At 36.5% G+C, this 21,661-nt stretch carries 23 protein-coding genes; 8 read left to right on the top strand and 15 right to left on the bottom strand.

Annotation, left to right across the window (positions count from 1 at the left end):
- Positions 1–270 (top strand): transposase (locus EZ456_RS23165; RefSeq protein WP_165501350.1); only part of this gene is annotated, 270 nt, incomplete at its 5' end.
- 2 nt (positions 271–272) lie between these two features.
- Here the strand turns inward: EZ456_RS23165 and EZ456_RS23160 are convergent.
- Positions 273–1,322 carry a TlpA family protein disulfide reductase gene (locus EZ456_RS23160; RefSeq protein WP_131534289.1) on the bottom strand — a complete coding sequence of 350 codons (1,050 nt, stop codon included), beginning with the start codon at positions 1,320–1,322 and terminating at the stop codon, positions 273–275.
- 228 nt (positions 1,323–1,550) lie between these two features.
- On the opposite strand from EZ456_RS23160, the gene EZ456_RS23155 reads away from it, so the two are divergent.
- The 4 genes from EZ456_RS23155 to EZ456_RS23140 all read left to right on the top strand — a co-directional run bounded on the left by EZ456_RS23155 (position 1,551) and on the right by EZ456_RS23140 (position 5,691).
- Positions 1,551–1,958, top strand: a complete 408-nt coding sequence (locus EZ456_RS23155) for a GxxExxY protein (protein ID WP_131534287.1) — start codon at positions 1,551–1,553, stop codon at positions 1,956–1,958.
- A gap of 205 nt (positions 1,959–2,163) precedes the next feature.
- On the top strand, positions 2,164–2,844 hold the full coding sequence (locus EZ456_RS23150) for a succinate dehydrogenase cytochrome b subunit (RefSeq protein ID WP_131534285.1): 681 nt from the start codon (positions 2,164–2,166) through the stop codon (positions 2,842–2,844).
- A gap of 17 nt (positions 2,845–2,861) precedes the next feature.
- On the top strand, positions 2,862–4,841 hold the full coding sequence (locus tag EZ456_RS23145; RefSeq protein ID WP_131534283.1) for a fumarate reductase/succinate dehydrogenase flavoprotein subunit: 1,980 nt from the start codon (positions 2,862–2,864) through the stop codon (positions 4,839–4,841).
- Positions 4,842–4,920: 79 nt separating this feature from the next.
- Positions 4,921–5,691 (top strand): succinate dehydrogenase/fumarate reductase iron-sulfur subunit, encoded by a 771-nt coding sequence (locus tag EZ456_RS23140; protein WP_131534281.1) that lies wholly within the window; start codon positions 4,921–4,923, stop codon positions 5,689–5,691.
- Between the two features lie 500 nt (positions 5,692–6,191).
- Here EZ456_RS23140 and EZ456_RS23135 read toward each other — a convergent pair whose 3' ends face one another.
- From EZ456_RS23135 to EZ456_RS23100, 8 genes are all read right to left on the bottom strand, one after another.
- Positions 6,192–6,590 carry an energy transducer TonB gene (locus EZ456_RS23135; RefSeq protein WP_131534279.1) on the bottom strand — a complete coding sequence of 133 codons (399 nt, stop codon included), beginning with the start codon at positions 6,588–6,590 and terminating at the stop codon, positions 6,192–6,194.
- A gap of 25 nt (positions 6,591–6,615) precedes the next feature.
- A complete protein-coding gene (locus tag EZ456_RS23130) occupies positions 6,616–7,254 on the bottom strand; it encodes a TonB-dependent receptor plug domain-containing protein (protein WP_131534277.1) in 639 nt (212 codons plus the stop codon).
- A gap of 12 nt (positions 7,255–7,266) precedes the next feature.
- Entirely contained in the window at positions 7,267–9,249 is a 1,983-nt protein-coding gene (locus tag EZ456_RS23125; protein WP_131534276.1) for a M56 family metallopeptidase, read from the bottom strand.
- Positions 9,246–9,623 (bottom strand): BlaI/MecI/CopY family transcriptional regulator, encoded by a 378-nt coding sequence (locus EZ456_RS23120; protein ID WP_029280636.1) that lies wholly within the window; start codon positions 9,621–9,623, stop codon positions 9,246–9,248. The genes EZ456_RS23125 and EZ456_RS23120 overlap by 4 nt, the downstream gene beginning before the upstream one ends.
- A gap of 220 nt (positions 9,624–9,843) precedes the next feature.
- The gene (locus tag EZ456_RS23115) at positions 9,844–10,482 is read right to left on the bottom strand and encodes a response regulator transcription factor (RefSeq protein WP_131534274.1); all 639 of its coding nucleotides are present in this window, start codon (positions 10,480–10,482) and stop codon (positions 9,844–9,846) included.
- A 4-nt stretch (positions 10,483–10,486) separates the two neighbouring features.
- The gene (locus EZ456_RS23110) at positions 10,487–11,140 is read right to left on the bottom strand and encodes a sensor histidine kinase (protein ID WP_165501398.1); all 654 of its coding nucleotides are present in this window, start codon (positions 11,138–11,140) and stop codon (positions 10,487–10,489) included.
- A 104-nt stretch (positions 11,141–11,244) separates the two neighbouring features.
- Entirely contained in the window at positions 11,245–11,940 is a 696-nt protein-coding gene (locus EZ456_RS23105) for a hypothetical protein (RefSeq protein WP_131534270.1), read from the bottom strand.
- Positions 11,941–11,951: 11 nt separating this feature from the next.
- On the bottom strand, positions 11,952–12,407 hold the full coding sequence (locus tag EZ456_RS23100) for a hypothetical protein (RefSeq protein WP_131534268.1): 456 nt from the start codon (positions 12,405–12,407) through the stop codon (positions 11,952–11,954).
- Positions 12,408–12,722: 315 nt separating this feature from the next.
- Here EZ456_RS23100 and EZ456_RS23095 point away from each other — a divergent pair, with 315 nt between their 5' ends.
- Complete coding sequence (locus EZ456_RS23095; protein WP_131534266.1) at positions 12,723–12,953, top strand: response regulator transcription factor; 231 nt, start codon at positions 12,723–12,725, stop codon at positions 12,951–12,953.
- Between the two features lie 145 nt (positions 12,954–13,098).
- On the opposite strand, the gene EZ456_RS23090 is transcribed toward EZ456_RS23095, so the two are convergent.
- Genes EZ456_RS23090 through EZ456_RS23080 form a run of 3 tightly spaced genes read right to left on the bottom strand, consistent with a single transcriptional unit; the run spans position 13,099 to position 15,069 of the window.
- Complete coding sequence (locus EZ456_RS23090) at positions 13,099–13,896, bottom strand: ABC transporter permease (protein ID WP_131534264.1); 798 nt, start codon at positions 13,894–13,896, stop codon at positions 13,099–13,101.
- A gap of 1 nt (position 13,897) precedes the next feature.
- The gene (locus EZ456_RS23085; RefSeq protein WP_131534262.1) at positions 13,898–14,806 is read right to left on the bottom strand and encodes an ABC transporter ATP-binding protein; all 909 of its coding nucleotides are present in this window, start codon (positions 14,804–14,806) and stop codon (positions 13,898–13,900) included.
- 5 nt (positions 14,807–14,811) lie between these two features.
- Positions 14,812–15,069: a hypothetical protein gene (locus EZ456_RS23080; protein ID WP_131534260.1), complete on the bottom strand. Its 258-nt coding sequence runs from the start codon at positions 15,067–15,069 to the stop codon at positions 14,812–14,814.
- Between the two features lie 262 nt (positions 15,070–15,331).
- Between EZ456_RS23080 and EZ456_RS23075 the strand changes: the two genes are divergently transcribed.
- A complete protein-coding gene (locus EZ456_RS23075) occupies positions 15,332–16,366 on the top strand; it encodes a sensor histidine kinase (RefSeq protein WP_165501397.1) in 1,035 nt (344 codons plus the stop codon).
- Positions 16,367–16,423: 57 nt separating this feature from the next.
- Positions 16,424–17,173, top strand: a complete 750-nt coding sequence (locus EZ456_RS23070; RefSeq protein ID WP_131534258.1) for a LytR/AlgR family response regulator transcription factor — start codon at positions 16,424–16,426, stop codon at positions 17,171–17,173.
- Positions 17,174–17,630: 457 nt separating this feature from the next.
- Here the strand turns inward: EZ456_RS23070 and EZ456_RS23065 are convergent, their stop codons facing one another.
- The 3 genes from EZ456_RS23065 to EZ456_RS23055 form a co-directional block, all read right to left on the bottom strand.
- Positions 17,631–18,389 (bottom strand): lysophospholipid acyltransferase family protein, encoded by a 759-nt coding sequence (locus EZ456_RS23065; protein WP_131534256.1) that lies wholly within the window; start codon positions 18,387–18,389, stop codon positions 17,631–17,633.
- Between the two features lie 218 nt (positions 18,390–18,607).
- The gene (locus EZ456_RS23060) at positions 18,608–19,162 is read right to left on the bottom strand and encodes an NUDIX domain-containing protein (RefSeq protein ID WP_131534254.1); all 555 of its coding nucleotides are present in this window, start codon (positions 19,160–19,162) and stop codon (positions 18,608–18,610) included.
- 26 nt (positions 19,163–19,188) lie between these two features.
- Complete coding sequence (locus EZ456_RS23055; protein WP_131534252.1) at positions 19,189–21,618, bottom strand: outer membrane beta-barrel protein; 2,430 nt, start codon at positions 21,616–21,618, stop codon at positions 19,189–19,191.
- Between the last annotated feature and the right edge of the window lie 43 nt (positions 21,619–21,661).

Here is a 21,661-nt window from a genome sequence, read left to right as displayed (position 1 = left end):
ATACTCAGTACATCCAAAGACAGAATAGTTGCTTTTAAAAGACTGGCAATTTGGTATAATCAGGTAGAAGCCGCTGGATTCAAGTCGTTTAACACCATTTCAAGAACGATACAGAACAACTATGAAACCATATTAAACTACTTTACAAATAGGAGTACCAATGCTTCTGCTGAATCTTTCAATGCTAAAATAAAAGCATTCAGAGCACAGTTTAGGGGAGTAAGAAGTGTAAAGTTTTTCTTATTCAGATTAGCTAAGATTTATGCCTAGTATTAATCCCCAACTTTTTTGCTTGATCCGTAAGTAACATTATAATTGCTCAGATTCTTTGCATTTGGGGATTTTGCTCCTTGCAAATCAGAATATTGTGGCCAGGTAAGGTGATCATCTTTTATTACATTTACCCACCAGTCTCTTTTTTTATCGAACGATACACCGATAAATTCTACATCTTTATTTTTATATTTCTCATAGAGCTTAACCAGTAACTGGTTGTTTTTTCTACTTTTCCCATTATAAGAAGTCCAGCAGATAACAAGGTTTACCTTTTTAAGTATGCTCAGATCGAATTTTTTTCCATCTGGATTTTCTCCTTCAATATTAGGCATTTTACTTCCTGCCATCATCTGGCTAGCCTGCTTAATCTCTTTTAAGAGATTTTTACCCTTTTTGCTTTCCTGAATTTCCTTATCTAAACTATTAAAAATGGATAAATAATTCTTGGCTTCAGAATCTGTGTTGCCCAGTTGTTCCAATAAAAAGAGGGTGTGCGCAGAACCGGGATACTTTTTGGCAAAGGCCTTTATGATATTTAGCTGTAGCAAGATTTTTTTCTCTCTCCAACGGTCTGCATTTTTTGCCCTTTCCATAATGTTGCTTGGCGTGGCTTGGTCCAATTCCAACTCCACAATATCCAAACTGTCGAGCAGGTTTTTGCTCATATCGTCTTTTAGCTTATAGAAGTCTATAAATTGTTCGCCTTCTTTTGTTGGAACGCTTTTTAAAGGATATGAATTGATGTTTTTTCCGTCAAGAATGCCTTTGTAGCTGCCTTTGTCAAGATAGAAGTAATATTCTCCTTTGTGGGTGCCATCCTCGGTTCTTAAAGTGGCATAGCCTTTTACAGGGATGTTGATTTTAAAAGTCTGATTGGTATTGGTAATGTTTTCAACTTTCAGTGTCTCTCCGTTTTCAGCGCTTCGAATGGTAATTACCGCATTTGGGCCAAAGTTTTTGGTTTCGAGATTAAATGTAGCAGGAGCTGGATCACAAGCAGAGAATAGGCTAGCTAATAAAATAAGTAAATAGAGCTGTTTTTTCATGTTAATAATTTGATAGAGCAATATAACGAAAAGATTAGTTGTGTTTTGGTATAAATAAGCTTATCTTAATTTTTTTTATCATTAAGAAATTAAGTTAGTTAAGAAGAAAAATGTTATTTTAGTTATGGGTAGATAGTTTCTTAATGATTCAATTTGTCTAATCATCCCCTAATTCAGCGTGCCTAATAAATATGTAGAGCACATCGTTTCATTTAATTACTTAGGGGAATGACTAAAAAAGAGGTTACACAATTATCTTACGAGATCACAGGTTTCGCAATTAAAGTTCACAATGCACTTGGCCCAGGCCTATTGGAGAGTGTATATGAGCGCTGCTTAAAATATGAGTTGGAGAAAAACGGATATGCTGTTTCGCAACAGTTAACATTATCGGTCGTGTATGATGATTTGCCAATAGATGTAGATTTACGCACGGATTTATTTGTTAATGATTGTGTTGTTGTTGAAATAAAAGCAATCTCCAATCTTTTGCCTGTACACCAGGCACAGTTACTAACCTATATGAAACTTCTAAGTGCTCCTCAAGGATTGTTGATCAATTTTTTCACGGATAACATTACCAAAAGTATTATTCCTATGGTTAACGAATACTTCAAAATCTTGCCCGATAGATAAAATTCTTAGGCCTTAATGATCTTCATTTCTTAATGGTAAAAAAACTTATGAAACCATAAATAATCCCATATTCTTTCAATTATTTCCGAATATGCTTTAGAATGTTTCTAAATAAATGTTTTATCGTTGTTTTGTCATATTCGTTTATAAATTAAACGCTTAATTAGATACTTTTGCAAGAAATTTAGATATAAATCCTAATCAAATGAGTGGTTTCGGAAATGCATTTTCTTCATCAATAGGGAAGAAATTCATCATGGGTATTACAGGTTTGTTCCTGATACTTTTTTTAATTGTACACTGCGGTATTAACGCTTTAATTTTTATTAGCGATGGTGGTTTGACATTTAACGTAGGCGCACATTTTATGGCCACTAACTGGATTATCCGGGCTGGCGAGATTGTGTTGTTTATTGGTTTGCTTGCGCACATTTTTCAGGCGTTACGTTTAACGTTGCAAAATCAAAAGGCAAGGCCAGTTAAATATGCCGTAAACGATGGAAAGGCAAACAGTAAATGGTACAGCCGTTCTATGGGTTTACTGGGTACGCTTTTGCTGATCTTCCTGGTCGTTCACCTGAAAGATTTTTGGGTAGTTTCTCGTTTTACAGGAATCCCAACGGTTGATGCCAACGGACATGAAGATCTTTACGCGGTAATGAAAGAAAAATTTCAGGATCCGGTAAGGGTTGTCGTATATGTTTTGGCTATGTTTTCTTTATGCTACCACTTATTGCATGGTTTTGCTTCGGCATTCCAAACATTAGGATGGAACCACTCAAAATATAATGGTATAATTAAAGGTGCTGGCGTTTGGTATTCGGTTATTATATCGATCCTTTTCGCGGCCATGCCGATTGCAGTTTATTTCGGTCTTATTCAATAATTTTTAGCACAAAAGATATGTCAGATATTAATTCAAATATTCCAGAAGGCGAATTAACCAGCAAATGGACAAAATATAAGTCTTCTGTGCCTTTGGTTAACCCATCGAACAAAAGAACTATTGAAGTAATCATTGTAGGTTCGGGTTTAGCAGGTGCTTCGGCAGCGGCTACTTTGGCCGAGATGGGTTACAAAGTTAAATGTTTTTGTTTTCAGGATTCACCACGTAGAGCACACTCAATCGCTGCTCAGGGTGGTATCAATGCAGCAAAAAACTATCAAAATGATGGCGATAGCACTTATCGTTTATTTTACGATACCATTAAAGGTGGCGATTACCGTGCCCGCGAAGCCAATGTGCATCGTTTGGCCGAAGTAAGTGCCAACATTATAGATCAGTGTGTAGCACAAGGAGTGCCTTTGGCCCGCGAATATGGTGGTTTGTTAGATAACCGTTCATTTGGTGGTACACAGGTACAACGTACTTTTTATGCTGCAGGTCAAACTGGTCAACAATTATTATTAGGTGCTTATTCTGCTTTAGAGCGCCAGATTGGTATGGGTAAAGTAGAAATGTATACCCGTCACGAAATGCTTGAGGTTGTTAAAATCGATGGCAAAGCACGTGGTATTATTGCCCGTAACTTAATTACAGGAGAAATCGAGCGTCACTTCGGTCATGCGGTGGTACTAGGAACAGGTGGTTATGGTAACGTATTCTATCTTTCTACCAATGCTATGGGAAGTAATGTTACAGCAGCTTGGAAAGCGCACAAACAAGGTGCTTATTTTGCAAACCCTTGTTATACGCAGATCCACCCAACTTGTATCCCGGTTTCTGGCGATCACCAATCTAAATTAACCCTGATGTCGGAGTCGTTGCGTAATGATGGACGTATCTGGGTACCTAAAAAGAAAGATGATAACCGTAAAGCTTCAGACATTCCTGAAGATGAAAGAGATTATTACTTGGAGCGCCGTTACCCTGCTTTCGGTAACCTTGTTCCCCGTGATGTAGCCTCTCGTGCTGCGAAAGAGCGTTGTGATGCAGGTTATGGAGTTGGTGCTTCTAAATTAGCCGTATACTTGGATTTTAAAGCCAATACAGAACGTTACGGTAAAATCGAAGCTTCTAAAGCGGGTAACCACAATCCTGATAAAGAAACCTGTATGCGTTTAGGTACTGCGGTAATTAAGGAAAAATATGGTAACCTGTTCGATATGTATGCGCAGATTACTGGCGAAAATCCTTACGAAACGCCAATGCGTATCTATCCTGCGGTTCACTATACCATGGGTGGTTTATGGGTTGATTATAACCTAATGACATCTGTACCTGGTTTATACTGTACTGGTGAGGCTAACTTCTCAGATCACGGTGCTAACCGTTTAGGTGCGTCTGCTTTGATGCAAGGTTTGGCTGATGGTTATTTTGTTCTTCCTTACACGATAGGATCTTACTTATCGAAAGAGATTTCAGTAAAAGCTATTCCAACCGATCACCCTGCATTTGCAGAGGCTGAAGAAAGAGCAGTTGGTATTTTAAATACTTTAATCAATATTAAAGGAACCAAGTCGGTAGATCATTTCCACAAACGTTTAGGCCACATTATGTGGGAAAAATGTGGTATGGCCCGTAACGAAAAAGGTTTAAACGAAGCAATTCAAGAAATCAGAGCTTTACGTGCTGAATTCTGGAGCGATGTTCGTGTACCTGGAACGGCTGATGAGTTAAACACCGAACTAGAAAAAGCTGGCCGAGTTGCTGATTTTATCGAACTGGGGGAGTTAATGTGTATTGATGCTTTAAACCGTAACGAAAGTTGTGGTGGTCACTTCCGTGAAGAGTATCAAACAGAAGAAGGTGAAGCACTACGTGATGATGAGAACTATGCTTACGTAGCCGCTTGGGAATTTAAAGAAGGTGTAAACTTCGAACTTCACAAAGAAGAATTGAAGTTTGAAAATATTAAAGTAGCACAAAGAAGTTATAAATAGTGACGCGCACAGCGTTAAGCGTTAAAGCGGTTATTCGCCAAACGCCAAACGCTAACCGCTTACCTAAAACCTCAATATCATGAGTACAGGAAATATGAACTTAACGCTAAAAGTTTGGCGTCAAAAAAATAACAATGCCAAAGGTGCTTTGGTAGATTATAAATTGGCCGATATTTCACCGGATATGTCTTTCTTAGAGATGTTCGATGTATTAAACGAACAATTAATTAACAAAGGTGATGAGCCGGTTGTATTCGACCACGATTGCCGCGAAGGGATTTGCGGAATGTGCTCGATGTTTATCAACGGTCGTCCGCACGGACCAAAAGATTTGGTTACTACCTGTCAGTTGCACATGCGTTCTTTCAAAGATGGCGATACCATTGTTGTTGAGCCTTGGAGAGCTGCAGCTTTTCCGGTAGTGAAAGATTTAACGGTAGATCGTTCTGCATTTGATAGGGTTATTGCTGCTGGTGGTTTTATTTCGGTAAACACAGGTAATGCTCAGGATGCAAACAATTTGCCAATTCCTAAAATGCAGGCAGATGCGGCTTTCGAAGCTGCAGCTTGTATCGGTTGTGGCGCTTGTGTGGCAACTTGTAAAAATGCTTCAGCAATGTTATTCGTGTCGGCTAAGATTTCTCAATTGGCATTGCTGCCACAGGGTCAGCCAGAGCGTTACCGCAGGGTACAAAGCATGGTTGCGCAAATGGATGCTGAAGGTTTTGGTAACTGTACCAATACTGGTGCTTGCGAAGCCGAATGTCCTAAAGGAATCTCTTTAGAAAACATTGCTCGTATGAACCGTGATTTTGCATCTGCAAAATTCATTTCAGAAGAAACTGTTTAAAAAATATACTGTGCACTCAGCTTAACCGCTGGGTTCTTGAGCCTCCACGTTGTGGGGGCTTTTTAGTTTTATCGGAGCTTACGTAGAGATAGCCATCCATTAACCAACCTATGATCGTTATGCTAAGTGTGTATTAATAGTTTAATTCCTGTTAATGAACTAAGAATAATAGTGAATAAATTTTAATGATTTGTTAGCAGGCTGAAGATTAAAACTGATACACATTTAACATTTGCCAGCTGTTTTGAAAACATATGAAACTTGAGATCTTAAAATCGAAACCTTGCACAACAAAGTTGTCTCGAAATAAAAGTTTGCGAAAGTTGCAATAATCTTATGTTTGCATATTAAAATTTTGCATAATTAGAAATTTTATTCTGTAATATTTGCATATACATTAAAGTTTTTCTAAATTTAGTCCTCCGAGACAGGAGAGAAAACATAAAACCCCGGCAATTTTGCTGGGGTTTTGTGCTTGGAGAGAATTAATACAATGGATTTTACTTCATGGCGAAATTAATAGCGATGTTATATTTTACCCTTACAGGCTTTCCATCTATCAAACCCGGATTCCACCTTGGCGACTTGTTTAATACTCTTAGTGCTTCTTTATCTGTTTCTGTTGAAAGGCTTCTGATCACTTGAAGGTCAGTTAAAGCACCATTTTTCTCAACCACAAAAGATGCGAATACCTTGCCTTGAGTTTTGTTTTTCTTTGCTGCTTCTGGATATTTAATTTCATGGCTTAAGTATTTATAGAAATTTGAAATGCCCCCTGGAAACCCCGGTTGTTTTTCAACAGATACAAAATCATAAACTTTATCCGGGTTATTCTGTGCTTTAGCGGAATTATAATACATAGCAATGCCCATTAGGGCTAAAAAGATTAGCTTTCTCATTGTTTTTTATTAAGGTGTCGATTATTTAGTTTTTCTTAGGCGTTGCTTTTGATTTTTTGGTGGTAATAATCACCACGCCGTTTTTCCCCTTATCACCATGTAAGGTTCTTGCAGATGAATCTTTAAGCACTTCTATTGATTCAATAGATTCCCTGTTCAAACTTTTTATCTCTGAAACTTCTTTTCCGTCAATGATATAAAGCGGTTCTGCCTTCTGGTCAAAATCTCTATTCAATAGATACCTTAATGTTGTAGAGGTATTTCCATCAGGAGCACTCGGGCGCACACTAAATCCTGATACTTTTCCTTTTAATTTGGGCTCGCCAATTTTTATTGGAGCGGTTTTAAACCCGTTATCGTTTAAAGAACCATTTTTAGTTTTAACTTCTATTACCCCTGCAAAACCGTTAGCCCCATATTTAGCTGTTGCTGAACTATCTTTTAAGATGCTTACAGACTCAATATTGTTGGGATCAACCTCGTTAAGTGATGATGAACCCCTAATGTACTGTATATTCCCATCAATAACAATCAAGGGTTCTATTGCATTAGTACCATGTACGCCTCTTAGCGTAATTTTACTTGTTTTAGTGCTATCTACTTTTTGTGCAAAACCAGCTTGACTAAAACCCATTATCATGGTAAAGACGATTATTTTTTTCATATTGTGTATTGGTTAGAATTTCCTTTTAAGATCGAAAAAATTAGTGTTTTTGTCTATTGCCAGCTCTTTTGCATCAAGATTTAGGAAAAGGTTATTTTTTGTTTTGCTCGTAATTACAATTGCACCAGCTTTAGCCCTGGGGCCATATAAATCAGTTGCTGCCTGATCTTTTAAAACAGAAATTGATTCGATGTTATTTGGATTTATAGTGTTTATTTGGCTATTGTTTGATAACCTCACGCCATCTAAAATGATCAATGCTTCTTGATTTATACCATCTTTAATAGTGATCCGGTTTGTTGGTATACTACTTGTTTTAGTTTCTTTTGTAGGGTCACTGAGTGTGAAATTAACATTGATATTGTATTTTACCCTCACAGCTAAACCATTCTGGATGCCTGGGTTCCATTTTGGCGATTCTTTTATAACCCTCATAGCTTCTTCATCAGTACCACTTCCTAAACCCCTTGTGATTTGAACATCTGATAAAGAACCATCTTTTTCAACAACAAAGCTGAGAAAAACTTTACCTTGTACATTATATTCCTGTGCCATTTTTGGGTACTTAATGCTGCCACTAAGATATTTATAGAACTTGGTTATACCGCCCGGAAATTCTGGTTGTTTCTCAATCGAAACGAAATCATATACTTTATCTGTAGTTTCAGATTTAATAACTTTGGCTTCTGCTTCAGCGGTTTTAGGAAGATAAGATATGATGTTAATCTTGTTCAGATTTACATATCCACCCGATTTTGGCAATAATTTATTCTTAAACTCTTCTGAAGATTCTGGAATTTTAAAACTTACCGTTAAGGCATATTTGCCATCAGTTACCGTTTTAAATCCTTTATAAGATAAAATTGCTTTCATCACTTCTTCATCGCAGCCTGCCCCTAGTTCTACATTCGATGTAATATTGGTAACTCTGCCGCCTTTTAGATTAAATTTTATCTGCGCATTACCCTGTACCTCATCGCTGCTGGCTGTGCTTGGATATTTAATATTTCTCAATAAAAATTGATAAAATCCTTTCCAGTTTGCATCTGTCTTGCCATCAACTGAAATTTTAGGTGCTACAATTATCTTCCCCGGTGTTGTAACCATGTTTTCAACGATCTCTATTGGCTTTTCTAAAGGGATTTGATCGGTAATGGATATCAGTTTCTCGTTTTTGCGAACGGTGGCCGATGAAAACATAATTAAAAGCGCAAACAAGGGGATAAAAATTCCATACTTCATAATAGCGATCTTTTTAGACCGCTCTTTATGAAGCATGAAAATTCTTTTTTTGATCAATGATTTTTCTAAAAAGCCATTCGTTAAGGCATTTGGCGAAATGCCAAAGGACTTACTAAGCAATAACATGGCATATTCAGCTTTGTCGCCCTGAAATTCGGCAGCAAGTTCATCAGCTAAAAATTCGTGGATATTTTTAATCGCTTTTTTATAAAGATAAATCACTGGATTTAACCAGGTGATAATCCCAATAATTTCGAAAAATAAAATATCAACTGTATGCCACTGTTTGATGTGAGCTTCTTCATGAATATCAATCACATCCATTTGTGGTAATTCCTGGTCAATTACTTTTTTGCCAAAGAAAGAGAAAGCCGAGCCAGCCTTACTAACTGTGATGAGTTTTTTAACTGCCAATAAGTTAAAAACCAATCTACCTAAGAAGAACAAAATACCTGCGCAATAGACATAAACGAATGCATTTCCCCAGTTAAAACCAGTATTATGCTCCGTTACAATTGTTGCTTGTGCTAATACGGCTTCCCAATTAACTGAAGTATAAACCTGTTGCGCCGCCCTCTGCTCCGTTAGCCATTCTAAACGGATAAACGGTATGCATAACGACAAAACGCCCGCAGAGACTAAATAAATGCGGTTTAAAGTGAAGTAGGTCTCCTTATCTAACAGTAATTTGTAAAAACCGAAAAAAACAATTAAGTATAAGTTCACCTGTAATAGGTAGTGGGCAAAACTCATTTTGGCTTATGTTTAATTTTATTAATCATTTTTAAAATTTCATCAACATCACTTAAATCCAGTTTTTCTTCTTTAACGAAGAAAGAGAACATACTCTCTACCGAATTTTCGAAGTAATTGCCTAACAGTTTTTCTGTTGCATGGCGTTTATATTCTTCTCTACTGATTAGAGGATGATATTGGTGGGCTTTACCGAAGGCTTCGTGACCAATAAAACCTTTGGTTTCTAAAATTCTAATAATGGTTGATACCGTATTGTACGCAGGTTTAGGGAGGGGCAGCTCATCAATAACTTCTTTGACGAATGCTTTTTCCAATTGCCATAAAACCTGCATAATCTGTTCTTCGGCTTTGGTTAAATCTTTAATTTCCATAATAGTTAATAATAATAAGGATGATAGCAAATTACTTTGCCTTAACTAAAGTTAAAACTAATTAGTTAGTTATCCAAATTTTATTTAATAAATTATCCGAAAAATTAAAGATATTGAGCTTTTGATCTACTTTAGGATTTTTCTTTGCGAAAAGTAATTGGAATTAAATGTTTATTTTACTTTAGGTCAGTATTTTATGTTGATTTTGCTGTAATGGAGGCTAGATAATGATCAGGTTATTTTTAATGCCATATACCACTAATCCTGTGCGCGATTTAATATTTAGTTTGGCAAAAAGAGATTCCCTATAGTTGTCTACTGTGCGCGGACTAACATACATGAGATCTGCAATTTCCTTATAAGTAAGTTCGGTACTGCAATATTGTAAAAATGTAAGTTCTCTTGCAGAGAATACTGGCTTTTGATCGTCTTTCAATGCTACTAAAAGTCTGCCAGATACCAACTCATTTACATAAAATCCTTTATCTACAATTACTTTAATTGCAGTTAGCAGATCTGATGGTGTTGATTCTTTAAGCATATATCCTCCGGCACCGGCTTTAAGCATCCCAATAATCGCTTTTTCATCCTCAAGCATACTTAACGCCAGTACATGTACATTCGGATGATTGGTTTTAACCCATTTGGTAGCGGCAAAACCGTCCATTACAGGCATATTAATATCCATTAATACGAGTTGAACCTGCTGGTGATTGTTCATTTTGGCCTGGAGATCTAATCCGTTTACCGCCTCAAACGTTATATTTATATCATCAAATTCTTCCAATAGGCTTGCCAATCCGGAACGGAAAAGCGTGTGATCATCAACAATAGCGATAGAAATACTTTGTTCTTGCATACAATTAAGGGTATGGAACTTCTATTGAAATGGAAGTGCCCTCACCTGGTGCCGAATTTAATATTAATTTTCCATTGATCATCTCAATTCTTTTATAAATAGAATTTAGCCCCATCCCCGATTTTTTTGATTTAATTTCTTCAGGGTTAAAACCAACTCCATTTTCTGCAACCCTTAAATGTAAAACATTGCCTGTTAGGTATGAATCGATCTGGATATGGGTTGCCTGGGCATGTTTTATAATGTTATTGATAACTTCCTGTAATAAACGAAGAAGGATCAAGTCTTTGTTCGGCGATGCAATTTGTAGATCAATAAGCTGGTTGTTGATTTTTAATTCATAAGTGCCAGCCTTATTAAGCCAGTTAATTTCTTGATCTATTGCATGGCCAATGCCATTTTCTACCAGTTGCTCTCCATGTAATAGCTTGGCCAACTCCCTTAATTCTTTAATGGATTTGTTAACAAGGGCTAATGAATTGTCGATTTTCTTCTTGGCCTTTTCTCCATCGTTTAAATTTACAGAGTTTAAGGTAAGTGTAGTGAGGCTGAGCAATTGGCCAACATTATCATGTAATTCTGTAGCTATGCTTTGCATCGTCTGATCTTGTACTTCAACCCGGGTCTGAAGTATTTCGGACTCAAATTTTTGCTGCATATTCTGTTTTTCCAGAAAATGGTTCTTTTTATGCCGGTTGTAAGACCTGATATAAAGTAGTAGAAATATTGGCATCAAGAGAAAAACAAATGATGCCAGTAGAATTAAGGACATGTTTTCCGTTGACGAGCTCTGCATATAAATGAATAGGCCCAAAAGCCGTATAGAAAAAAGTTAAGTGTTGTGTAAATAATACCCCGTGTATTGTATTTTCCTAAAAATTTTTGCTGTATAATATCGTCAAAGAAATTAGCAAGTGTGCTGCCAAAATAAAATATTAACGTTCCACCTACCCACCAAAATGCAGGGTGAAATTTTAAATCAATATAATTTTCGTCTTTCAGGAGCAGATAAAAATACAATAAGCCATAAATAACAAAAACTACCGACATTACGCTTATGGTAAAAGCGTTGTACACATTTATGCCATATATGGAGGTGAATGTGATGTAAATTGATATTATTGCTCCATAGGTTGCGATTATCCATTTTTTGATATCAGCATACTGTTTTATAAAAGTATAAAATCCGTAGATAACGTATGATATTTCAAATAAAGTATAAATATTGTACACAAATAAATTTGTACGATAGGTTACAGCACAGTACCTTCCAATAATTTCTGTAGCCATTACTACTACAATGTACCACAAGGTTATCCGCCAAAATGGGCCTTTGTCTTTTGATAAAAAGTATATGGCAAAACCAAGGCAAAGCAGCTCGGCGTACGAGCTGCTTGTTGGTAGGATATACTTTAAAGTCCTGTATATATCAGGAGGAGCGTCTATTTTTCCTGTCATCAAAAGTGATGTTATAACATCAATATACTATTATCATCGCATTGTTGCGGACACAATGAAGATCTGTTTTCAGGATCGGTAGGTTGTTCTTCTCCATCTCCACACCCATAAGCCTTATCTACAAAATAATCAGTGCGGGGTTTGCCGTCGATTAATTTGGTAACCACAAGTAGTAAAGTGTTCATTTCTGCATAAGTTGATGGAATTTTATCACCGTAATCAAGCTTGTTGATCTGATCGATAATATCGCTCGTGTACCTCCCGAAATAGATTCTAATGCCGTCACCGCCAAGTTCAACCATCTTTTTGGTTAATGATGAAATCTGTGCAGCAGGGAACCAGGCTGCCTCGGTATATGTGCCCTTTTCTGTGTTCTGGCTCTTACGAAAGGCCTGCGTCATCTGTTGCGCAATGCTTACTGGGACGGTATTGTTTTTACCATCCTTAGTTAAAAGAACTTTTGTCATAAATTTATTTGGTTTTAACTCAAATATAGATAATAAGTCATAAGCTAATCAACGTTAAAAAATAAATTCTATAACCTCTCAACAAGTCACTAAGTAATACCGTAAAAATACCCTTTAATTTAGGGCGTTTTGCGCTAACGCTGAATTGCGGGGTACCACTACTTTTGGTATACAATAACAGCTCAATAATTTGCGGTTATAAGGTAATAATGCTATCTATCCTAGAAAAACAACTATTTTGAACCTATTTAGAAATAGGTCTACTTAAGGTGAAGATTGATTATAGAAATATTAAACCATTTAATTCTTTCAAAAATGACAAATAATATCCTGCTGCAGGAAAATCATAGTTCGATTAGCGAAAGGGAAGTCGAAATTGTACACCTACTATCAATGGGGTACAATAGTAAAGAAATTGGCGAAATGCTTTTTATCAGCGAGCATACCGTTAATACACACCGAAGAAATATGGTAAGAAAGCTTAATCTTAAAAATTCTTATCAATTAATTGTTTGGGCGTTTAAAGAAAGAATATTATCTCTTTAGAGATTTAAAGTATACCATAACCTCTCATTTTAAACAGCATAGCCTGCTATTTGATACTAAAGTCAAATCAGCAGGCTTTTGTTTGTGGTATGGTATTCTGTAATAACCTTAATTGTTAAATTCTGTTAGCGATTTTAAACGCCAATTACTTTATACTCTTTTTGGTTACGATAAAATATCCAATGATGAAAAGAGCGGAGGCATAAATCAAACTTGTCCATATTTCTTGAGTAAAGATTGGGAAATCTAATGGATCAGTACCTTTTTTTACTTTTGTAATCCTTAATGCCAACGTTGGTAGAGAATAAGGAATAAGATAAGCATATTTCCAGCCAACATTTGCCGTAATAATTCCCATTATGGTTCCAACAAAACCAATTCCCATCGGTTTAAGGAAATCGCTCCATAGCAAACTTAGTATAAACTGTAGCGATAAAATACCTAAAGAAGATAAGAATAATTTAAAATAAGAGGTAATTAAAATATTTGATGGGTTGTATTGATTAAAATTATACTTAGGAACTACTATCTGTAACAAATGGCCAAAGGCGTAGGTGAGTGTGGCAAATAAGAACAGGCAGATAAATATTAACAATACAGCATACAGGTATTTTGCCGCATAAATCGAAAATTTATTTAAGGGCTGGGCAAATAACATTTTCCATGTATCGTTTTTATGTTCGATATTATTGACTGAAAAGGCCATAAATATTACATAGAAAGGCATAATCAATAAACCCATTACACCAAGCGCCGCGCCGCAATACTGTGCCCAAAGTACCATAGGAGGGTAGTGAAATTTGAGGATTTTTTCGGAGCCTGAATAAAAACCAAAGGTGATTAATCCACATATGATAAGCGGTAACAAAATTGCTGCCCAGAAAGCCAGGGTTTTCCTTGATTTATAAAATTCTGATATTAAAGATATGTAAAGCGAGCGCATGTTAGTTTGTTTTAGTAATGTCCAGGAATAAATTTTCGAGATCTTTTCGTTGCTGATAAAGACTGCTTACTGTAAAACCATTTTGGATAAGTAATGTATTTAGTTCTCCGCTTTTTTGAGCTGAAGTAAATGGTATAGTAATTAACTTATCAGTTTTTGTCAAAATTTCATATCCCGACTTTGTTAAAAAGGAACTTGCACTTTCAATATTATCGACTTCGATTTCGAGCATAGGTTTGCTCAGTAAATGAAGTTCATTAATAGTGCCCTGAAATAATAATTGACCTTTATTTATAATGCCAACATGGGTTGCTGTTCTTTCTATTTCTGCCAATAAGTGGCTTGAAACCAATATTGTTTTTTGATGTTTTGTGGCTAAATCGATCATCAGGTTTCGAACCTCAATGATACCATTTGGATCTAAGCCATTGGTTGGCTCATCTAAAAGTAATAATTCTGGGTCTGAAATCAGTGCCTGCGCAATGCCTAGCCGTTGTTTCATACCTAAGGAATATTTATTGGCTTTTTTGTTAGCTGCATCTGCCAAACCTACAAGGGTCAACATTTCATCAGCCTTGGTTCTTTTAATACCCAGTAAGATACAACGGTTAATCAGGTTTTCTTTGCCTGTTAAATGGCCATAAATAGCTGGTTGTTCTACTAAAGCACCTATGCGTTTAAGGGTAGCTATACGGTTACTGTTTATTTCTTTACCAAATATAAAAACCTGGTCAGAAGGCGACTTCAGCAGGTTAAGCAAGATTTTTATCGTGGTTGTTTTTCCAGCTCCATTGGGACCTAAGAAACCATAAATGCTGCCTTTTGGTACTTGTAATGAAAGATCTTTTACAATAACCTGGTTGCCGAAGTTAAAGTTTAAACCTACAGTTTCGATAGCGTAATTACCCATTTTTTCTATTTGAAAATAGCAGTTACTTGTTTCACAATAGAACCAGATGTTTTTGTAGGTTTTACAACTATTTCTGCATCATTCTGATTGGTGTTAACTGTAAGTGTTAAGATAATCATCATAAATACAGGTAATAATAAAAGTAAAAATGGCGATGTGTTTGCTAACTTTTTCATGATCGATAGTTTTATTTGAGCGGTTGTGAAAATGCCATCAGTAATTACTGTTTGATTTTTTAAGTTGATTGCTGATGATGTTTTCATTTTGTTTTCGTTTTGATGATTCAAAGAAACTCAAGAAAAACAACCTGCTAAAATCTATTATACCAAGTGTTCAAGATTCTAGATCAACAGACATTTTTGGCGTTTGTCGATAAAATTTGCCTATTGGGCCGTTGGTAGAAAAAAAATGCCCGTTGGTAGATTGTGTAGGTAAATCGGTAAAACTTTATTTATTTTGGATGCATGAAGTTTATATGCGTTTATTAAACGGATATCGGCTTTATAACCATTTAATATATTTCTAATGAAACAGAGTAAAGGGCCTTTAATATTACATGCTATTTTTTGGACAATTATCTTAATGATTATCGTTGGTGGCAATATATTCGATACCACAAAGCATACGATGAAAGACTATTTTATCAGCTATGTTGTTTATGGTATAATCAATATTTCTATTTTTTACATTAACTATATCTTTTTAATTCCTGCGTTAATAAAAAAGAGAAAAAAATACCTCATCTATGTTTTAGCATTCTTATTGTTAATTGCCGTATCTGTTGTTGCTAAAACCGCCATTGCGGTATTGTACCCTGATGATGTATTGACTACGGTAAGTGCCAAAGGAAAACGAATGGAAATACCTGTTCATAATTTTGTGATCCTGGTTACTTTCCTATCGGGTTTTTTCTTAATCTGTAGCTGCATTATCAAATTTACTATCGATTGGTTTGCAAGTGAAAGGATCCAGCGGAATTTAGAAAGTGAACGCCGCGAAATGGAGCTTCAGTTTTTAAAATCGCAGTTAAACCCCCATTTTCTTTTCAATTCGCTTAATAATATCTATTCCCTGGCTTATCAGAAATCGGACAAAACAGCCGATGCCATTATGAAGCTTTCGGAGATTATGCGCTACATGATTTACGAGAGCAATACGCCAACAGTAGCGCTAAGCAAAGAAGTAGACTATTTAACCAGTTATATCGAACTGCAAAAAATAAGGTTTAAAGATGGTGCCTATATCGAGCTTACCTTAAACGGTGAAATTGATAATCAGAAAATTGTTCCCCTAATGTTGATTTCATTTGTAGAAAATGCATTTAAACATGGTGTGGTAACCGATCCCACAGAACCTGTTAAAATCAATATCATTGCCAACCAGAAGATTTTGCATTTTAGTGTAGTTAATAAAAAGAACCAACAGAATAAAGATGCGCAGGGAGGGGTTGGTTTAACCAATGTAGAACGACGATTACAATTGGTTTATCCTGACAGATATAAATTAAATGTTGTAAATTCGGCTACTCATTATACCTGCGAACTGATGATTGACATATAATCCGATAACCAATTATAAACCAGATATAAAAATCATTAATTAAAATAATAACCAAAAATGAACTTAAACTGTATTGTTGTTGATGATGAGCCTTTAGCGCTTGATATTTTACAGGATTATATTTCGAAAGTGCCTTTTTTAACCATGGTTAAGAGGTGCGAAAACCCTATTGAAGCCTTGCAGATTGTTCAAGGGGGGGGGATTGATCTTGTGTTTTTAGATATTCAAATGCCTGAGCTAACCGGAATCCAGTTTTTAAAAATTGCTGGCAATAAATGCCACTATATATTAACTACCGCTTATCCACAGTACGCCTTAGAAAGTTACGACCTGAATGTTTCGGATTACCTATTAAAGCCAATTGCATTCGACCGTTTTTATAAGGCAGTAGAAAAAGTACATAATCAGGTAAAACCAGTTGAAGCTCCTGCAAGTGTAGCACAGCCGATCGTTACACCTGCACCATTTTCTGGCTCATCAAATCCAGTTCAAGATTATATTTTCGTAAAAACAGAGCATAAGATTCAAAAAATCTATTTGCATAATATTTTATTCATCGAAGGTTTAAAAGATTACATTTCAATTTTTACGAAAGATGAACGTGTAATCACCTTGCAGAGTATGAAAAAAATGGAAGAAGCTTTGCCTCAAAGTCAGTTTATCAGGGTGCACAAATCTTATATTGTTGCTGTTGATAAGATAGAAAGTATCGAGCGTAGCCGCATTACCATCAACCAAAAAATCATCCCTGTTGGCGATACTTACCGCGATGAATTTTTCAGGGTGATCGGGAATAAGAACATTTAGAGCGGTTGGCGCTAAGTGTTTAGGGGTTAGCCATTTCAAACAGCTAGCCTTTTAGTTGCCACAGAGGCTTCGAAAATTAATTAGATTTGTCATCCTGAGAGGTTAGTTTTTAAACTGAAAAATATTCGAGTTGCAATGACAGGTTTTAGCGGTTCGTCATTCCCAACTTGATTGGGAATCGTAATGCAATAAGCTTTAAGATTCCCACCTGCGTGGGAATGACGCTCGATTTTTACAATCTGTCAATGGTAGAGGTTAGTTTTTGATAAAAAACATTGAAGTGGAAATGACATTTACATATCGTAGCGTCATTCCCAACTCGATTGGGAATCGTAATGCCTTGTTAGGGTTTGCCGGTCGCTTTAAGATTCCCGCATGCGCGAGAATGACGGCCTTCCTAAAGAAATCTGTCAATGGTAGCGGAGTCGAAGGATCTTTGAAGCGTAGTAATTGAAGATTATAAAGTCGCGGGCTGTGCCATTGGTTGACCTAAAACTTTCCTGATTTCGTTTTCTACTTCTAATGTAATATCATTTGGTGTTTTTACTCCTGGTTCTATCGGCTTTAAGACAGTCCATTTTAGCGCATTGCCCGCGGTTAGTGGAAACATGCCAAAGCGGACAATTTTCCACGAATTTTCTATAGCTACTGGAACTACCAAAGCATTAGGTACTACTTTTAATATGGTAGCGACCCCTCCAAATTGGAATGTTTTTAATTGACCGTCTTTTGCTCGGGTTCCCTCCGGAAAAATAACAGTGCTCCAATTATTTTCTTTCATTCTACGGCCAAGTTTGATGATTTCGGAAATGGCCTGTTTGTTGTCTTTCCGGTTGATGTTCGCCCCGCCGCCCAGGCGCAGGTTAATGGATATTGATGGAATGCCTTTGGTAAGCTCAATTTTCGAGATAAATTTTGCACTGTGTTTTCTTAAAAACCAAATTAATGAAGGGATATCATACATGCTTTGGTGGTTAGCGGCAAAAATAATGGGCCTGTCTGTCGGTAAATCGTATTCATTCTTAAAGCTGATCGAATTGAATAGAAAGATTTGGCAATAGCTTAGGAAAAAGTTAAGGATATCTACCGAAACTTTATGCGCTTTATAGCCAAAAAACCTAAAACAGATCCATTGGATAGGATGGAAAATGCAAAGCATTAATCCAAAGAAAATATAAAAAACGGGGGTTAAAATGTATCCGAAAAGCTTGCTCATCTGGGTGATTTAATAGGTGGCAAAGATAATAATAAATAATTATCGAGATTATAATTAGGTGTATGGCAGATTGAATAAACTTTAAAGCTTAATGTATTGCTTGATCGTCATTCCGACCGTAGCGGAGGAATCTTAAATATGATTTAATTCATATAAAATGAAAGATTTCTCGACTACGCTGCACTCCGCTCGAAATGACGGAATCTTTAAAGATGATTTTACAATTCACCATTCATCATCATCAGTTTTGCTTTTAAGATTGCAGCAACACTCATCGAATCAGTAATCTCCCCATTTAGAACCATTTGATAGGCTTCATCGAAAGGCAATTTTTTAACCACAAGTTCCTCTGTTTCTTCAGGCATGGAGATGCCTTGAATGAGATCGGTAGCGATGTAGATAATACTTAATTCGTCGCTTACAGAATTAGAAAGATACATTCTTTGGATCTCTTTCCAATTTCGGGCACTCATGCCTGTTTCTTCTAACAATTCACGTCGGGCACTTTCTAGTGGCGCATCATGAAATGGCCCACCACCTTCAGGAATTTCCCAACTGTAAGTGTTAATTGGATATCGGTATTGACCAACCAACCAGGTATTGTAATTTTCATCTAAGGGAAGGATTCCGATAGCGAGATTTTTAAAGTGAACGGTGCCATAAATCCCTTGTCCGCCAGACGGATTAATTACCTGATGTTCGGTTAAACGAATCCAGTTATTGTCGTATTTTACCTCACTCTCTAGCGTTTTCCAAGGGTTGATCTCTTCCATGCTGCAAGATAGCAATATGATTTATCTTACTGGGGTTTTATTGGTGGAGGTGGCGGAGGGATTTTATTTACAGTAATTTTGGTAAACCTATAATTCAAGCTAAAGGTGAAGTTTTGGGTGTTATTGGTCGAATAATTCTCCAGTCTAAAATTCTGACCTTCATTGTAAAAAGTATTGGTTCTGTTTCCTAAAATATCATTTATCGTTACACGGAGATTTAGCCGATTACCAAAAAAGACTTTCCGGGCCGAGAAATTAGAAGTCATAGAACCTTTGTTCCGGCCTTGTGCATTGGTATTATTGGCGTAGTTTAAATTCGATTCGAAGGCTGTTTTAAGTGGTAACTGCATCGATAAACCTATTGCTCCTCTAAAACTCAAGCCATCCCGATTTAGCGAACTATTTAACTGCGATTTATAATTGCTTTGGATCGCGCTAAAATTTCCATTGGCAGATATCTTATTGGTAGGGCGATAGTTTCCAATTAAGATAAGTGACAGCGAATTATTGGTGCCCACATTATCATAAGTGCTTTCAGATCTAGCTGAATTGGAGCCCGGAATTAAGGTAACTGTACGGTACCGCTCTATAACGCCTTGACTGGTTGAATAAGAAAGCCGTGGGTTAAATGACCATTTCTGGCCAAAAGCCCCAAAATTAAGATCAAACTGGTGTGTGTAGGCTGGCGATAGATTAGTATTCCCATAGGAGATATTAAGGGTATCGACATTATTTACCTGTGGGTTCAAGGTATTTTCTCTTGGTCGGTTTATGCGGATGCTATAGGTGGCGCCAATATTATATCGTTTGCGGTAAAACCGATTTAAAGATAGATTAGGGAAAACGCTCAAATAAGGTTTTACATTGTAATTCTGACCAGTTGATAAATCGAAAGCTACATCGGTAAGCTCGGCCCTAACTCCTGTTTTAACGCCCCAACCTACCTTACGGTAGTTATAAGAGGCATAAGCAGCACCAATATTTTCATTGTATAAAAACTGGTTTGATAATTTGTTATTACGCACAAACTGTTGTGTTGCAAAATTGAAATTCTCGATTAGCAGATCATTATCATTCTTCCTATAGTTAAAAGCCAGTCCTGCTTCAATGCGATCGCGTTTGTTGAATATTGGTTTTTCGTAATCTAAGGTTACGTTTAATCCCCTGTTTCCGGTATTGTTATTGTTTTGCTGTAAAGTTGGGGCCGATGTGTTGGGTTGGGCATAAGTAGTGCTATAATCTCTAAAATCGATGCTCTTATTGGTATTGAAATTTAAGCCTAAAGATATTTTACCTCCACTCGTATCGATCTGAAGATCGTAATCAGCATTAAAAACAAAATTATTGCTATTGCCTTTGCCCGTATTATGTTGGTTGCGCAAACGGTTTTCTAACCGTTCTTCGCTTAAATAATGAAGATCGGTCGTAGAATTTGAATTCGAATTATTGAGGTTGTAATTGGTTGATAACCGTAAATTTTGCTTTGGACTAATGGTCCAATCTAAGCCCATTCTAAAATTTCCGCCGTTGTTATGGTTGCGATAAGCCCCATATTGGTCATAATAGAAGGTTGTGTCGGGGAAAAAGTTTTCGCGGAAATTGTGGCTATCACCTTTTCCAACATTGTATCTATAGGCTGCGCTTCCATTTATTGCATAAGATTTTCCCCGGTAAGATGCATTGGCGTTGGTATTGCCGTTGCCTTGCAAGCCGCTCGAAATGCCTACATTACCATTAAACCCAACCTTGAAGCCTTTTTTCATCACAATGTTGATAATGCCTTCGCCATCTCCACTATACTTAGATGGCGGATTGGTCAGCACTTCTATCTTATCAATGGCATCAGAAGGAAGCACGTTTAGCAGATCAGCGATGTTCGAGGTCATGTAGTCAGAAGGTTTACCATCAATAAAAATCCTGGTATTTCTTTTTCCGGCAATGGTTGCATTGCCATCAATATCTACCTGCACCATGGGCACGTTTTTTAACACATCTGTTGCGGTACTGCCTTCGGCTAATAGTGTTGAACCAACATTGTAAGTCACACCGTCGGCTCCAAATTCGATAGGTGGTTTTTGGACAGTAATGGTTACTTCCTGCAAAGAATTTTGATCAGAAGTTAGCTTTAATGCGCCAAGGTTTTTATCGAAATCTTTTTCTGTAATGGCTATTCCATTTACTTTTAATGGGGCATAACCAACAAAACTTACCCTAATACTATAATTTCCTGTTTTTAGATTTTTAATGCTAAAATGGCCATCCTCATCAGTAGCTGATGTAACTATAGGCTGTTCAGATCCATCAAAATAAACAGATATTACGGCCGATGGAATAGATAATCCACCAACTTCTTCCACCACTTTTCCACTGATTACACCTTTTTCTACTGCAAGTGCAACAATAGCGTTGAGTAAAATCAATAACGTAAAGCAAAGCTTAGGTAAAAGTTTTTCCAATTATCTGATTAGTTAAAAAAAAGGTGCTTAGAAATATTTTTCT

The sequence above is a fragment of the Pedobacter psychrodurus genome (genome assembly GCF_004331735.1).
Lineage (GTDB): Bacteria > Bacteroidota > Bacteroidia > Sphingobacteriales > Sphingobacteriaceae > Pedobacter > Pedobacter psychrodurus.
The sequence above is the reverse complement of the archived record's forward strand: the minus strand, read 5'-3'. Positions and strand labels throughout refer to the sequence as shown.